The 14,883-nt window shown below is 74.2% G+C and carries 13 protein-coding genes; 6 read left to right on the top strand and 7 right to left on the bottom strand.

The genetic code is table 11. The features are described from left to right. Positions 1-262 precede the first annotated feature (262 nt). Genes HL189_RS08025 through HL189_RS08040 form a run of 4 tightly spaced genes read right to left on the bottom strand, consistent with a single transcriptional unit; the run spans position 263 to position 4,572 of the window. On the bottom strand, positions 263-1,945 hold the full coding sequence (locus HL189_RS08025; RefSeq protein WP_369133169.1) for a cytochrome bc complex cytochrome b subunit: 1,683 nt from the start codon (positions 1,943-1,945) through the stop codon (positions 263-265). Continuing rightward, positions 1,945-3,066, bottom strand: coding sequence for a ubiquinol-cytochrome c reductase iron-sulfur subunit (locus HL189_RS08030; RefSeq protein WP_369133170.1), 1,122 nt, complete (start codon positions 3,064-3,066; stop codon positions 1,945-1,947). Before HL189_RS08030 ends, HL189_RS08025 begins: the two co-directional genes overlap by 1 nt. Next, a complete protein-coding gene (locus HL189_RS08035; RefSeq protein WP_369133171.1) occupies positions 3,063-3,950 on the bottom strand; it encodes a cytochrome c in 888 nt (295 codons plus the stop codon). The genes HL189_RS08030 and HL189_RS08035 overlap by 4 nt, the downstream gene beginning before the upstream one ends. Positions 3,951-3,957: 7 nt before the next feature. Beyond that, a complete protein-coding gene (locus HL189_RS08040) occupies positions 3,958-4,572 on the bottom strand; it encodes a heme-copper oxidase subunit III (protein WP_369133172.1) in 615 nt (204 codons plus the stop codon). Positions 4,573-4,693: 121 nt separating this feature from the next. On the opposite strand from HL189_RS08040, the gene HL189_RS08045 reads away from it, so the two are divergent. Together HL189_RS08045 and trpD are read left to right on the top strand one after the other, a co-directional pair. Beyond that, positions 4,694-5,116 carry a hypothetical protein gene (locus HL189_RS08045; protein WP_369133173.1) on the top strand — a complete coding sequence of 141 codons (423 nt, stop codon included), beginning with the start codon at positions 4,694-4,696 and terminating at the stop codon, positions 5,114-5,116. Positions 5,117-5,119: 3 nt separating this feature from the next. Further along, entirely contained in the window at positions 5,120-6,178 is a 1,059-nt protein-coding gene (gene trpD, locus HL189_RS08050) for an anthranilate phosphoribosyltransferase (protein ID WP_369133174.1), read from the top strand. 63 nt (positions 6,179-6,241) lie between these two features. Here the strand turns inward: trpD and HL189_RS08055 are convergent, their stop codons facing one another. Further along, on the bottom strand, positions 6,242-6,529 hold the full coding sequence (locus HL189_RS08055; RefSeq protein WP_369133175.1) for an Lrp/AsnC family transcriptional regulator: 288 nt from the start codon (positions 6,527-6,529) through the stop codon (positions 6,242-6,244). Then, positions 6,526-8,469, bottom strand: a complete 1,944-nt coding sequence (locus HL189_RS08060; RefSeq protein ID WP_369133176.1) for a DEDD exonuclease domain-containing protein — start codon at positions 8,467-8,469, stop codon at positions 6,526-6,528. Before HL189_RS08060 ends, HL189_RS08055 begins: the two co-directional genes overlap by 4 nt. A 164-nt stretch (positions 8,470-8,633) precedes the next feature. On the opposite strand from HL189_RS08060, the gene HL189_RS08065 reads away from it, so the two are divergent. The 4 genes from HL189_RS08065 to HL189_RS08080 all read left to right on the top strand — a co-directional run bounded on the left by HL189_RS08065 (position 8,634) and on the right by HL189_RS08080 (position 12,875). After that, positions 8,634-8,984 (top strand): hypothetical protein, encoded by a 351-nt coding sequence (locus tag HL189_RS08065; RefSeq protein WP_369133177.1) that lies wholly within the window; start codon positions 8,634-8,636, stop codon positions 8,982-8,984. Between the two features lie 324 nt (positions 8,985-9,308). After that, the gene (locus HL189_RS08070) at positions 9,309-10,400 is read left to right on the top strand and encodes a C40 family peptidase (protein WP_369133178.1); all 1,092 of its coding nucleotides are present in this window, start codon (positions 9,309-9,311) and stop codon (positions 10,398-10,400) included. 37 nt (positions 10,401-10,437) lie between these two features. After that, positions 10,438-11,757 carry a M48 family metallopeptidase gene (locus HL189_RS08075; RefSeq protein ID WP_369133179.1) on the top strand — a complete coding sequence of 440 codons (1,320 nt, stop codon included), beginning with the start codon at positions 10,438-10,440 and terminating at the stop codon, positions 11,755-11,757. Beyond that, positions 11,754-12,875, top strand: coding sequence for a glycosyltransferase family 4 protein (locus HL189_RS08080; protein WP_369133180.1), 1,122 nt, complete (start codon positions 11,754-11,756; stop codon positions 12,873-12,875). The genes HL189_RS08075 and HL189_RS08080 overlap by 4 nt, the downstream gene beginning before the upstream one ends. 45 nt (positions 12,876-12,920) lie before the next feature. Here HL189_RS08080 and HL189_RS08085 read toward each other — a convergent pair whose 3' ends face one another. Further along, a complete protein-coding gene (locus HL189_RS08085; protein WP_369133181.1) occupies positions 12,921-14,765 on the bottom strand; it encodes a long-chain fatty acid--CoA ligase in 1,845 nt (614 codons plus the stop codon). Positions 14,766-14,883 lie beyond the last annotated feature (118 nt).

Here is a 14,883-nt window from a genome sequence, read left to right on the forward strand (position 1 = left end):
GCCGCGACGGGCAGCGCGATGTCCGCGACGTCCCGGCCCCACTGGGGGACGCGCGGTGGGGTGGCAGCCCTACCGCGACGGTTGCCGCCGAGATCGGGGATCCCGGTGGCAGCAGCCGGGCGCACGGGCCCGGCATCCCGGATCTCGACGCGAGAGTGCCGTGGCGCCGGGGCACGAGGGGTGTCCGCGCCCGTCCGACCGCAACGAGAAGGGCCCCGGTGGGAGATCCCACCGGGGCCCTTCCTGCGTGCTGTGCGCCAGGTCAGTCGCGCGGCTCCCGCGGGCGACCACCCGCGGACGGGCGACCGCCCTCGGCGGGCCGGCCGGACCTGGTGAGCTCGCGGCTGGCCTCCTCGGCCTCCAGCCCGCGCGCCTCCCGCTCGGCCTGGCGCTGGACCTCGGCCGGCTCCTCGATCGGGCGGAAGAAGCCCTTGATCGCGCGGCGGGCGCCGCCGACCTGGTTCATCTTCTTGGGCACCGAGGCGCCGCCGTAGGACAGCACCCCGTGGCCGTGGTCGTCGACCGGGCCGAGCGGCTGGTGCACCTCGATGAACTCACCGTTGGGCAGCCGCCGGATGACACCGGTCTCGATCCCGTGCTCGAGCACCTCGCGGTCGTGCCGCTGGAGGCCCAGGCAGATCCGGTAGGTGATCCAGTAGGCGATCGGCGGCAGGAGGATGAAGCCGATGCGGCCGAACCAGGTCATCGCGTTGAGGCTGATGTCGAACTTCTCCGCGATGACGTCGTTGCCCCCGGAGATCCACAGCACGATGTACGCGGTCAGCGCCATCGCGCCGAGCCCGGTGCGCACGGGGACGTCGCGCGGACGCTGCAGCAGGTGGTGGCTGGCGGTGTCACCGGTCAGCTTGCGCTCGATGATCGGGTACAGCGCCATCACGGTGAACATCACGCCCGGGAGGCCGAGGGCACCCCAGAGCACCGGCGGGATGTGGTAGCCCCAGAGCTCGATCTCCCACGGCGGGAAGATGCGGGAGCCGCCGTCGACGAAACCGATGTACCAGTCCGGCTGCGACCCGGCGGAGACCTGGGCCGGGTTGTACGGGCCGATGAGCCAGATCGGGTTGATCTGCACCAGACCGCCCAGGGCGGCACAGACCGCGAAGACGATGAAGAACAGCGCCGTGGCCTTGCCCGCGAACGTCGGGAAGAGCCGGTTGCCGACCACGTTGTGCTCGGTCCGCCCCGCGCCGGGGAACTGGGTGTGCTTCTGCTTGATCAGCACCGTCAGGTGCAGCGCGATCAGGGCCAGGATGATCGCGGGGATGATCAGCACGTGCAGGATGTACAGCCGGCCGATGATCAGCTCACCCGGGAAGTCCCCACCGAAGACGGTGAAGTACACCCACGTGCCGATCACCGGGATCGACAGGAACACCGCGGAGAAGATCCGCAGCCCGGTCCCGGACAGCAGGTCGTCGGGGAGGGTGTAGCCGGCGAAGCCCTCGAGCATGGCCAGGACCAGCAGCGCGACGCCGATGAACCAGTTGGTCTCGCGCGGCCGGCGGAAGGCGCCGGTGAAGAAGATGCGCAGCAGGTGGACGCAGATGGCCGCCACGAACAGCAGCGCGGCCCAGTGGTGCATCTGCCGGATGAACAGACCGCCGCGGACGTCGAAGGAGAGGGCGAGGGTCGAGTCGTACGCCGCGGACACGTCCACGCCGCGCAGCGGCGCGTAGCTGCCCTCGTACACGACCTCCCTCATCGACGCGTCGAAGAAGAAGGTCAGGTACGTGCCGGACAGCAGCAGGACGACGAAGGCGTAGAGCGCGATCTCCCCGAGCAGGAACGACCAGTGGTCGGGGAAGACCTTGTTCATTGTGCGCCGGAGCCACCCGGCGATGGGAAGGCGGTCGTCGACCTCGAGGGCCGCCTTCCCGACGAGCGTCCTGGGCTGCTCCGGCGCGGGAACGGTGTTCGTGGCCATCAGTTGAGCCTTCCCATGTTCCAGAACGACGGGCCGACGGGCTCACGGAAGTCGCTGCGAGCGACGAAGTAGCCCTCCTCGTCGACCCTGATGGGCAGCTGCGGCAGCGAGCGGGTGGCCGGGCCGAAGACCGGCCTGGCGCCCTGCGTCACGTCGAACTGCGACTGGTGGCACGGGCAGAGGATCCGGCTGGTCTCCTGCTCGTAGAGCGACACCGGGCAACCGGCGTGCGTGCAGATCTTGGAGTAGGCGAGGTAGTCGCCGTAGCCGAAGTCCTCCTGGCCGGCCGGGGTGACCAGGGTCTCCATCTGGTCGGGCCGCAGCCGGATCAGCATGACGGCGGCGTCGGAGTGGTGGACCGAGTTGCCGCCCGGGATGGCCGGGAAAACCGTCTCCAGCGATCCGGGCACCTGGTCACCCGGGCGCACCGGGGTGCCGTCGTCACGCAGCAGCCGGAGCCCGTCCGCCCACGGGGTGGTGCCGAGCGGGTTGCCCTTGTTCGGGTTCTTGATCAGACCACCCAGCGGGGCGATCAGCATGACCCCCATCGCAGCGCCCATGAAGGCCAGTGTCCCCCCGAGGAGCTTGCGGCGGGGGAGCCCCGAGTTGTGCCACGCGCCGACCAGCGTCGCGCCGGTGGTGACCCGGTCGAAGTGCGAGCCGTCGTGCTTGTCCTGCACCGCCGTCTCGTGCGGCAGCAGCTTCTTGACGTACAGCACGAGGCCCACGCCGATGGCGAGCAGCGACAGGCCCATCGTGGCGCCGAGCAGCGGCGTGAAGAGCGCGCTCCAGCCGCTGTCCCCCGGCTCCCAGGACCAGTCGGGGAGGAACCAGTTCGAGCCGGCGTAGACGACGAGGAAGGCCACGGCGGACAGGGCGGCGATGGCGAACCACAGGGTGACCTGGCGGGCGGCCTTCCGCTCCAGCGGCGAGCCGGGCTCCGGCACCGGGTCCACGTGCAGGACCTCGACCGCGTCGTACCGGGCACCGAGCCGGTCCAGCTCGGTGCGGTCCATCGCGGCGAGCTGCTGGGGGGTGTAGTCGTCGTCCGGCCCGCCGTGCAGCGGGCCGGGGACGTCCGCGCCGCCGGTGGAGCCGGGGCGGTGGTCGGTCGTGCTCACGCCTTCGTCCCCATCCAGAAGATCCCGAACAGCAGGCTGCCCATGCCGACGGTCCAGATGACCAGGCCCTCGGCGACCGGGCCGACCCGTCCGATGCCGGCGCCGCCGGGGTCGGCCTGCTCCTTGATGGTCTGCACGTAGTTGATGATCGCCCGCTTGTCCTCGGGCGTCAGCTGGTTGTCACCGAAGACCGGCATGTTCTCCGGACCGGAGAGCATCGCGGTGTAGATGACGAGGTCGCTGGCCTCCTGGAGGGAGGGCGCACGCTTGCCGGAGGAGAGCGCGCCGCCCTCTCCGGTGAAGTTGTGGCACTGGGCGCAGTTGAGCCGGAAGAGCTCGCCACCCGCGGCCAGGTCGCCGTCGCGCAGATCACCCGAGGGCATGGTCGGACCGCCGCCGTTGGCCTGGATGTAGGCCATCAGCTGCTCGATCTGCTCCTCGGTGAAGATCGGCGCGCGCTCGGGCGCCTGGGCCTCCTGGCGCACCAGGGGCATGCGGCCGGTGTGCACCTGGAAGTAGACGGCGGCCTCGCCGACGCCGATGAGGGACGGACCGCGGTCCTGCACGCCCTCCAGGTTCGCGCCGTGGCAGGTGATGCAGCTGCGGGTGTACAGCTCCTGCCCGGCCTCGACGGCGTTGGACGCGGTGCCCGTGGAGTCGTCGGCGGCGCTGGCGCCGGGGGCCAGCACGGAGTAGCCCACCCCGGTGAGGACCAGGGCGGCCATCAGGCCGGCGACGTTGGCCAGGCGACGGCGCTGCTTGGAGCGGCGGCGGTCGCGCGCCGCGGCGGCAGGGCTGCCGGCCACCGGCCGGCGTCCGAACCGGGCGCGCAGGCCGCGGTGGCTGTCGACGGGGGCCTCGGAGGAGGGGTTCGTGGTGGACACCGGTTCCCTAGCGGATCAGGTAGATCGTGGCGAAGAGCCCGACCCACACGACGTCGACGAAGTGCCAGTAGTAGGAGACCACGATGGCCGAGGTCGCCTGGGCTGGCGTGAAACGGCCCATGGTGGACCGGATGAGCACGAAGATGAAGGCGATCAGGCCGCCGATCACGTGCAGCGCGTGGAAGCCGGTCGTCAGGTAGAAGACCGAGCCGTACGTCGACGAGGCGATCGTCGTGCCGTGGTCCACGACCAGCACGCGGTACTCGTTCGCCTGGGCGAGGACGAACACCGTCCCCATCAGGAAGGTGATCGTGAACCAGCGGCGCAGGCCGTAGACGTTCCCGATCTCCGCCGCGAAGACACCGAGCTGGCAGGTCACCGACGAGGCGACCAGGATGATGGTGAACACCGTCGCGTACGGCAGGTTCAGCTCGGTGGGCTCCGGGGGCCAGCCCTCGGTCGCCCGGGCTCGCGCGGTGAAGTACATGGCGAACAGCCCGGCGAAGAACATCAGCTCACTGGCGAGCCAGACGATCGTGCCGACGCTGACCATGTTCGGTCGGGTCAGGGAGTGCACCCGCGAGGTGTCGAAGGTGCTGCTCGCCACGGGGGCCGTTGTCACGGGCTCATCATGGCATCGGAACAGCGTGCCCACGACGTGGGGTGGACGGGCGTGGCGCGCCGACCACGAGGCGTGCGCCGCACCGGCGTGGGCGATCCGGGCAGACACTAGGCTCCGGGCTGTGAGTGACGTCTCCGTGCCGTCCACCGTGCTGGTCTTCAGCCCGCGGGCCGAGGTCCGCGCCGCCGTCCGCACCGCCCTGGGGAGCTCGCCGGCCGCCGACGTGGGACCGCTCGGGTACGTGGAGTGCGCCACCGGCGAGGAGGTCGTCGCCGCCGTCGACGCGGGGGGCATCGACCTGTGCGTGCTGGACGGTGAGGCGCAGCCCACGGGCGGCATGGGCCTGAGCCGGCAGCTCCACGCCGAGATCGCCGACTGCCCGGCGCTGGTCGTGCTGATCGCCCGGCAGGCCGACCGCTGGCTGGCGCACTGGTCGCTGGCCGACGCCACGCTGGCGTACCCGGTCGACCCGCTGACCGCCACCGACGTCGTCGCCGGGCTGCTGCGCGACCGCGCCGCGCGGCGCCCCGCCGCCCGCCGCTGACCCGTGGCGGACACGAGCCCGACCTGGTCGGGTCTGCTCAACCGGCTGACCCGCGGCGAGGACCTCGCCGCGGAGGACACCCGCTGGGCCATGCGCCAGGTCATGACCGGCGAGGCGACCCCGGTCCAGGTGGCCGGCTTCGTCGTCGCGCTGAAGGCGAAGGGGGAGTCGCCGCAGGAGGTGGCCGGTCTCGCCGCGACGATGCTCGAGGTGGCCACCCCGGTGTCGCTGCCGGTCGACTGCGTGGACGTCGTCGGGACCGGGGGCGACGGCGCGCAGACGGTGAACATCTCTACCATGGCCGCGATCGTGACCGCCGCCGCCGGGGTGCCGGTGGCCAAGCACGGCAACCGGGCGGCCTCCTCCCGGTCGGGCACCGCCGACGTCCTCGAGGCCCTCGGCGTGGTGATCGACCTGCCGGCACCGGCGGTGGCCCACTGCGTGCGGGAGGCCGGCATCGGCTTCTTCTTCGCGCCGGTGTTCCACCCCGGCATGCGGCACGCGGCGGTGCCGCGCCGGGAGCTCGGCATCGGCACGGTCTTCAACTTCCTCGGTCCGCTGACCAACCCCGCCCGGCCGGTGGCCGGGGCGATCGGCTGCGCCGACGCGCGGATGGCACCGGTGCTCGCCCAGGTGCTGGCCGACCGCGGCTCGCGGGCGCTGGTCTTCCGCGGGGACGACGGCCTCGACGAGATCACCACCACGACCACCTCCGCGGTCTGGGTGGTGCGCGACGGCGAGGTGGTGGCCGAGCGCCTGGACCCGACGCTGCTCGGGGTGCCCCGGTCCGCGCCGGACTCCCTGCGGGGCGGCGAGCCCGCGGTCAACGCCGAGGTGGTGCGCCGGCTGGTGGCCGGTGACCGGGGGCCGGTGCGGGACGCGGTGCTGCTCAACGCCGCCGGCGCCCTGGCGGCGTTCGACGAGCGAGGCGCCCGGCTGCACGACGCCCTGGCCGCCGGCCTGGAGCGCGCGGCCGCGGCGATCGACGACGGCCGGGCCGCCGCCAAGCTGGAGAAGTGGGTGCGGGTCAGCCGTCAGGCACGCGAGGCCGTCCAGGCCTGAAGACGGCCCCTCTGCCCCCCACCGCTTGCGAGCTCGCGGCGGGGCCCTGCGGAGGGGCCGCTCTCACTCGGCGGACTCGAGCCCCAGGGAGAAGGCCGACTCCAGGTCGTGCCGGGAGTAGGCCCGGAAGGCGATGTGCGTCTCGGTCTCCAGGACGCCGGGGACCTTGTTGATCTGCCCGGCGATGACGTCGGCCACCTGGTCGAACTGGCGGACCCGCACGACCGCGATCAGGTCGACCTCCCCGGCGGTCGAGTAGACCTCGCTGACCCCCTCGAGGTCGGCGACGGCCGCCGCGACCTCGGGGATGGCGTCGGTGGCGGCATCGATCATCACGATGGCGGTGATCACGCCGGGGATGCTAGCGGGGTGCCGCCCCGGGCGCGCCGCCCCGAGGGGCGGGCCGGCCGGGCGGGTGCGGCTCCCGGTGCGGGGGCGGCCACGCGATCGGGCTGGCTGTGCGTCCGCAGGGAGCGGTTGTCGCCGAACGGGTCGCGCTCGGCACGGCCGGCGTCCACGAGGGACAGGAACCCGCTGTAGTCCCCGGTGCCCGGAGCGCGGCAGGCCAGCGTGCCGGTGAGCTCCACCAGCCGGGTGCCCGGCTTCTCCATCCAGCGGAGCACGAGCTCGGTCTCGTCGACGGAGGCGGCCAGCTCGTCGCCGGGCCCGACCGGGGTCTCCGCGGTCGAGAGCAGGTCGGCGAGCGTGCCGCGGACCGACCGCCCCCGCTCCGCGACCCCGGCGGCCACCAGCCGCCCCCGCCGCACCACGGACAGCTGCCAGCCACCCGCGCCGTCGGGGCGGGCGAGCACCAGCTCGGGCACCCGGGCGAGGGACTCCAGCCGCTGGCGGCGGCGGACCGCGCGGACCAGGACGGCGACGCGGTCGCGCAGGACCGCGGCGTCCTCGTACCGGCCCTCCGCGGCGAGCTGCTCGACCCGGACGAGCAGCGGGGCCACCAGCGCCCGGGGGTCGGCGTCGACCGCGGCGGCGAAGACCGCGGCGATCGCGGCGTACTCCTCCCGGGACTGGGCCCCGGTGCACGGAGCGCCGCACCGGCCCATGCCGGCCAGCGCGCAGGCGCTGCCCCGCCCGGCGAGCGACAGCCGGGCGGTGCACTGCCGCAGCGGCAGCGACTCGTGCACCGCCGCGACGGCGGCGTCGGCCGCGCGCCGGTCGGCGAAGGGGCCCAGGAACACCCCGGTGCCGGGCCGGACCCGGCGGACCACCGACAGCCGCGGGAACGGCTCCTCGGTCAGCCGCACCCACAGGGCCCGCTCGGGGAAGCGGGACCGGCGGTTGTACCGCGGTTTGTGCTCGGCGATGAGGCGCAGCTCCCGGACGGCTGCCTCCAGGCCGTGGGCGCAGGGCAGCGCCTCCACCCGCTCGGCCAGCCGGATCATCTCCGTCATCCGGCTGCGCTGCTCGCCGGCGGAGAAGTAGGAGCGCACCCGGCTGCGCAGGTCGGTGGAGGTGCCCACGTACAGGGGTTCGTCGCGCGGGCCACGGAAGAGGTAGACGCCGGGGCCGGAGGGGACGTGCTCGGCCAGGTGGCGCTTGCGCCGCCGCTCCGGGTCGACCTGCCGGGTGAGGCCGGTGAGCTCCTCCAGCGACGTGATGCCCAGCGGGCCCACCCGCTCGAGCAGGCCGTGCAGGACGTCGACCGTGGCCCGGGCGTCGGCGAGGGCCCGGTGGCAGGGCTCCGTGGAGGTGGCGAAGTACGGCGCCAGGGTGGCCAGCTTGCAGTTGGGCACCTCGTCGCGGGTGAGCAGCCGCCGGGCGAGGACGGCGGTGTCCACCGAGGCGAACGCCGGCCAGGGCACGCCGATCTGCTCGCAGGCCGCCCGCAGGAACCCGAGGTCGAAGGGGGCGTTGTGGGCCACCAGCACGGTGCCGCGGGCGAACTCCAGGAAGGCCGGCAGCACCGCGTCGATGCGCGGGGCGGTGGCCACCATCATCGAGGTGATCCCGGTGAGGACGCTGATGTAGGGCGGGATCTCGCAGCCGGGGTCGACCAGGGTCTGGAACTCGCCCAGCACCTCCCCGCCGCGCACCTTGACCGCGCCGACCTCGGTGATCGCGCAGTCCTTCGGTGAGCCGCCGGTGGTCTCCAGGTCGACGACGACGAACGTGACGCCCGCCAGGGGCGTGCCGAGGTCGTCGATGGTCGCCTGCTGGTACCGGCTGCCCGGCGGCGGCGCGGCCGGCCCGGCGGCCGGCGGGTGGTGCGGGCCGGCGGTGGGCGGGGACACGGGGGTTGCGGATCGGGACGACGCGGTGCGGAACGGCACGGTGCGGACGCTAGGTGCGGGGTCCGACAGTCCCCGGGAGGCACGCGGGTCGCCGGCCGCCCGCGGCGGGCGGGCGGCGAGCTCTGCGCGCGACCGGGGCGGAACTGTCGGTGGCCGCTCCTACCGTTCTCCGCGTTGGGTCCGAGAGAAGGAGGAGGGCTGCCGTGCTCATCGACTGCGACACCTGCACCGTCCGCGGTCAGGGCTGTGACGACTGCGTCGTGACCGTGCTCCTGGGCGCACCGCCGGGCTGGCGGGGGAGCGACCCCAGCGTCGTGCCGCTGACCCGCCGGGCGGAGCGTCCGCCCCATGAGCCGACCGTCGCGGACGCGCCCGGACGGACGGACGCCGGACGTGAGGTGCATCACGTTGACACCGCCGCCGCGGACGCCTGGTCGGTGGTGGACCTGGACGACGTCGAGCGGAGAGCCGTCCGCGCTTTGGCAGACTTCGGACTGGTTCCGCCGTTGCGTCATCAGGATGCGTCCACCGGTGGGGAGCGCCACGTGGGTTGACGAATTCCACGGCTGTGATTCAGCAGGAGCTGTCCATGGTTCGGGGTTTGACGGGGCTTTGTCTCGGTCGGGTCACGGACTTAGCGTGATGGCGTCCACACGGGCTGTCGCCACCGACGAGGTGGCCCCGCAGGACACCGCCGAGCCAGCCGGCTGCCCAGCCGCTGGCGGCACCAGCGCACCACCGGATGAGCTCCTGCGCTCCCTGCGGAAGCAGGGCGCCCGCGTCCACGAGGACGCACGGAACTCCGGCCTGGTCCCCAGGCCCGGCCCGGCGGCTGGCCCCACGGCGGTCCGACCGGAAGAAGTGGAGCCCCGCTGCCCGTGGCGCGCCCTGAGTCCTCCTCCCGACCCGCCCGGGCGCTCCCCGTCAGCACGGACGGCTCCGCCGCCCCGCGGCGCAGCCGGTGGGGTGGTCGCGTCGGTCCGGGGCTGGTCGTCGGGTCCGTCGCCGCTCTCCTGCTCGCGGTCCTCCCCGGCAGCGCGTCCGCGACCCCGGCCGCGACCCAGGCCGGCACCGCCGCGGAGGCGACCCGGCTGGTCGCCGACGCCACCCACGAGCTGGAGGTCGTCACCGAGCAGCTGAACGACGCGAAGGTGACGCTGACCCAGCAGCAGGACGCGGTCACGGCCGCCGACGCCGCGATGGCCACCGCCCAGGCCCAGGCCGACGCCCTGCGGGCCGAGATGCGCCAGGTCGCGCGCAGCGCGTTCACCGGCGAGAACATGTCCCACTTCAACGCCCTAATGACCAGCGACTCCGCCGACGACTTCCTGGCGCAGGTCTCCACCCTGGATGCGATCGCCGGCCACACCGGTGACGTCATCGCCCAGGCGGCCGCGGCGGCCCAGGTCGCGCAGCAGGCCAAGACCGTCGCCGAGAACGCGGCGGCCGAGGCGCACCGCACCCTCGAGGACGTCACCGCCCGCCAGGCGTCCCTGCAGGCGCAGGTCGCCGACTACCAGGGGCAGTACCAGACGCTGACCGCGGCGCAGCAGCAGGCCGTCGTCGTCCAGCACGCCGGCCCGGCCCTCCAGGCCCCGCCCCGGGTCGTCGCCCCGTCCGGCACGGTCCAGCCGGTCATCGACACCGCGATGGCGCAGCTCGGCGACCCGTACGTGTGGGGCGCCGGTGGCCCCCACTCCTTCGACTGCTCCGGCCTCACGCAGTACGCCTACGCCGCCGCGGGGATCACCCTGCCGCACTCCAGCAAGGTGCAGTCCACCATGGGCACCGCGGTGCCCCGGGGTCAGCTGCAGCCCGGTGACCTGGTCTTCTTCTACTCCCCGGTGAGCCACGTGGGCATGTACATCGGCAACGGGCAGATGGTGCACGCCTCGACCTTCGGCAGCCCGGTCCTGGTCACCAGCGTCGACATGAAGGGGTACGTCGGCGCCCGCCGCCTGATCGGCTGAACCCGGACGCCGCGACCCCGCTGCCTAAGCTCGCGGCGTGAGCGGGTTGGACGCGGGCACGGCCGGAGCCGGCACGACCGGGGCCGGGACGCCGGGGTCCCGCCGGCTCGCCCTGGCGGTGGCCGCCGTCCTGGGGCTCGCGCTCGCCGTGGTGGTCGCCGTCGTCACCCCGTTCGACCTGCTGCCCACCCCGGCCGGCGGCCGCACCCAGGTGGAACCGACCGAGGTGTTCACCCCCGGGCAGGTGGCCCGCGCCGAGGCGTTCGCCGGCGCCCTGCGGCCGGCCTCGCTCACCTCGCTGGTCCTGAGCCTGGCCGTCGCCGCGCTGTTCGGCCTCACCCGGGCCGGCGCCGCGGTCGCCCGGACGGTGGCCCGGCCGCTGGGCGGGGGCTGGGCCTGGCAGGTGCTGCTGGGCGCGATCGTCCTGCAGGTGGCCGGCCGGCTGGTCACCCTCCCGCTGTCGGCCTACGGCGAGGTGGTGCGGCACCGGTTCGGCCTGTCCACCCGCGGCTGGGGTCTGTGGGCCCGGGACGTCGCCACGTCGACCGGCATCAACGCCGGGCTCACCGCCCTGGGACTGCTCGCCGTCGTCGCGCTGGCCCGCCGGGCCGCCCGGAGCTGGTGGGCGTGGGCCGGGGCCGGGGCGGCCGCGCTGGTGGTCGCCGGCTCGTTCCTCTACCCCCTGGTCATCGAGCCGGCGTTCAACCGGTTCGAGCCGATGCCCGCCGGCCAGCTGCGCAGCGACCTGCTGGACCTCGCCGACCGCAGTGGCACCCCGGTGGAGGACGTCCTGGTGGCCGACGCGAGCCGGCGCACCACGGCGCTGAACGCCTACGTGTCGGGCTTCGGCTCGACCCGGCGGATCGTCGTCTACGACACGCTGCTCGGCCAGCTCTCCGACGAGGAGGTCGAGTCGATCGTCGCGCACGAGCTGGGCCACGTCGCCACCGACGACGTGCTCACCGGCACGCTGATCGGGGCGCTCGGCGCGGGCGCCGGGGTCGCGCTGCTGGGCTGGCTGCTGGGCGCCCCGCCGCTGCTGCGCCGGGCCGGGGTCAGCGGCCCGGGCGACGGGCGGGCCGCCGGACTGCTGCTGTTCCTCCTGGCCGTCGGGACGCTGGTCTCCACCCCGGTGCAGAACGGGGTCTCCCGGCACATCGAGGCCCGCGCGGACCTGCACGCCCTGGACCTCACCGGCGACCCGGAGTCGTTCATCGCCGTCCAGCAGCTCCTGGGGGCGGCGAACCTCAACGACCCCGACCCGCCCGCGCTGTGGCAGTGGGCCTTCGGCTCGCACCCGACGGTGCCGCAGCGGGTCGCGTTCGCCGAGGACTGGGCCCTGGTGCACGGCCGGTGACCCGCACGCTGGTCGTCACCAACGACTTCCCGCCGCGACAGGGAGGCATCCAGACGTTCGTCGCCGCCCTCCTCGCCACCCGGCCCCCGGAGCAGCTGGTCGTGTACGCGTCCGACCACCCCGGGTCGGCCGAGCACGACGCCGGGCTGCCGTACCCCGTCGTGCGCGCCGGGACGTCGATGCTGCTGCCCACCCCGGGGGCGACCCGGACCGCCGTCCGGCTGGCCCGGGAGCACGGCTGCACCTCGGTGTTCTTCGGCGCGGCGGCACCGCTGGGGCTGATGGCGCCGGCGCTGCGCCGGGCGGGGGCGCAGCGGCTGGTCGGCGCCACGCACGGCCACGAGACCGGCTGGGTCGCCCTGCCCGGCGCCCGGCAGCTGGTGCAGCGGATCGCCGGGGGGCTCGACGTCCTCACCTACATCAGCGACTACACCCGCGGCCGGCTCGCGCCCGCGCTGGGGTCCCGGACCGAGCTGCGGCAGCTGTCCCCGGGGGTGGACGTCGACCGGTTCGCCCCGCAGGTCGACGGCTCGCCGGTCCGCGCGCGGCTCGGGCTGGGCGACGCCCCGGTGGTCGTCTGCGTGTCCCGGCTGGTACCGCGCAAGGGCCAGGACGTGCTCGTGGCGGGCTGGGCCGAGGTGCTGGCCCGGCACCCGGGGGCCCGGTTGCTGCTGGTCGGCGGAGGGCCCGCTGAGGCGGCGCTGCGCCGGTCGGTGGCCCGGCGAGGCCTCGAGCGGTCCGTCGTCCTCACCGGCAGCGTGCCGGCCCACGAGCTCCCGGCCCACTACGCCGCCGGGGACGTGTTCGCGATGCCCTGCCGCACCCGCCGCGGCGGGCTGGATGTCGAGGGGCTCGGCATGGTGTTCCTGGAGGCCGCCGCCTGCGGCCGCCCGGTGGTCGCCGGCACGTCCGGTGGCGCGCCGGAGACGGTCCGCGAGGGCGTGACCGGCCACGTGGTCGACCCGCGCTCGCCCTCCGCGGTGGCCCGGGTGGTCGCCGACCTGCTCGACGACCCGGCCGGCGCGCGCGCGATGGGCGCGGCCGGCCGGGCCTGGGTCGAGCAGCGCTGGTCCTGGGCGACCGTCGCCGGCACGTTCACCGAGGTGCTGGACGGCTGAGGGCGCCGCCGCGAGCCCGCGACGGGGAGGAGGGCCGGGGCCCTCCTACTGCTGCAGGGTCCCGCCCCGAGCCTGCGAGGGGTGCGGGGCAGCGGTGTCCGTCCGGTACAGCGCCTCGACCTCGTCGCCGAACTCCCTCATCACCACGGCTCGCTTGAGCTTCAGGCTCGGGGTGAGGGTGCCGTTGTCCTCGGTGAAGTCGTCGGGGAGCACCCGGTACTTCTTGATCGCCTCGGCCTTGGAGACCGCCTTGTTCGCCTCGGCCACCGCGGTGTCCAGCTCGGCCCGCAGCGCGGGGTCCTCGGCGAGCTGGGCCGGTGTGAGCGACTCGTCCTTGCCCTGGCTCCTCAGCCAGGTCGGCAGCGCCTCGACGTCGAGGGTGATCAGCGCGCCGATGAACGGGCGCTGGTCGCCGACGACGATGCACTGGCTGACCAGCTTGTGGGCGCGCAGCCGGTCCTCGAGCACCGCCGGCGCGACGTTCTTGCCGGCGGCGGTCACCAGGATCTCCTTCTTCCGCCCGGTGATCTTCAGGAAGCCCTGCGAGTCGAGCTCGCCGAGGTCCCCGGTGTGGAACCAGCCGTCCGCGTCGATGGCCTCGCGGGTGGCCTGCTCGTTGTGCCAGTAGCCGCGCATCACGATCCCGCCGCGCAGCAGGATCTCGCCGTCGTCGGAGATGGCGGCGTCCACGCCCGGCAGCGGGCGACCGACCGTGCCGACCTTCAACGCCGCGTCGTGGTTGACCGCCGCCGCGGCGGTGGTCTCGGTGAGCCCGTAGCCCTCGAAGACGGTCACGCCCAGGCCGCGGAAGAAGTGGCCCAGACGCTCACCCAGCGGAGCGCCGCCGGACACGGCCGCGGTGCAGCGCCCGCCGAGCGCGGCGCGCAGCTTGCCGTAGACGAGCTTGTCGAACAGGGCGTGCTGCAGCCGGAGGGCGATCCCCGGGCCGCCGGTGTCCTGCGCCCGCGACCAGTCGACGGCCACCTGCGCGGCGCGGTCGAAGATCTTCCCCTTGCCGTCGCCCTCGGCCTTGGCCTTGGCGCCGTTGTAGACCTTCTCGAACACCCGGGGGACGGCGAGCACGAACGTCGGCTGGAACCGGCCGAGGTCGCCGACCAGGTCCTTGATGTCGGCGGTGTGGCCGATGACCGTGCGGGTGTAGACCGCGCCGACCTGCAGCACCCGCGCGAGCACGTGCGCCAGCGGGATGAACAGCAGGAGCGAGCCCTGGTCGTTGAGGTAGCCCGACAGCAGCCCCATCCCGTTGCGGACCTCGAAGAGGAAGTTCGCGTGGGTCAGCTCGCAGCCCTTCGGCCGGCCGGTGGTGCCGCTGGTGTAGATCAGCGTGGCCAGGCTGGCGCTGGTGAGGGTGGCCCGGCGCGCGGTGAGCTCGCTGTCGGGCAGCTCGGCGCCGGCGGTGGTCAGCTGGTCGAGGGCGCCGTCGTCGATCACCCAGACCGGACCGAGCTCGGGTACCTCGGCGCGCACGGAGTCGACGGCCGCGGCGTGCGAGGCCCCCTCGACGACGAGGGCGCGGGCGCCCGAGTCGGACAGGATCCAGGAGATCTGGTCGGTGCTGGAGGTCTCGTAGATCGGGACGACGACAGCGCCGGCGGTCCAGATCGCGAAGTCCAGCACGGTCCACTCGTACCGCGTCCGGGCCAGCAGCCCGACCCGGTCGCCCGGCTGGACGCCGGCGGCGATCAGGCCCTTCGCCACCCCGGAGACCTCGTCGGCGAACTGCCGGTGGGTGACGTCGACCCACTGGTCGCCCACCAGCCGGCGCAGGCCGACGTCGTCCGGGTGCTCGGCCGCGTTGCGGACGACCATGTCGGGCAGGGCGTCGTCGATCGCCACGGTCGCGGTGGGGGGAACGCTCAGCTCGCGCACGCCGGTCCTCTCTTCCAGGCCCGGGTCCCGCGGCCCCGTCGCCGCGCGCCCCGGCGCCGGGGTCGTCAGCCAATCTAACCGGGCGAGCCGGGTGGGCAGCAGGCCTGACCACCCGACC

Origin of the sequence: Modestobacter sp. I12A-02662, from assembly GCF_041028325.1 — a bacterium.
Taxonomy (GTDB): domain Bacteria; phylum Actinomycetota; class Actinomycetes; order Mycobacteriales; family Geodermatophilaceae; genus Modestobacter.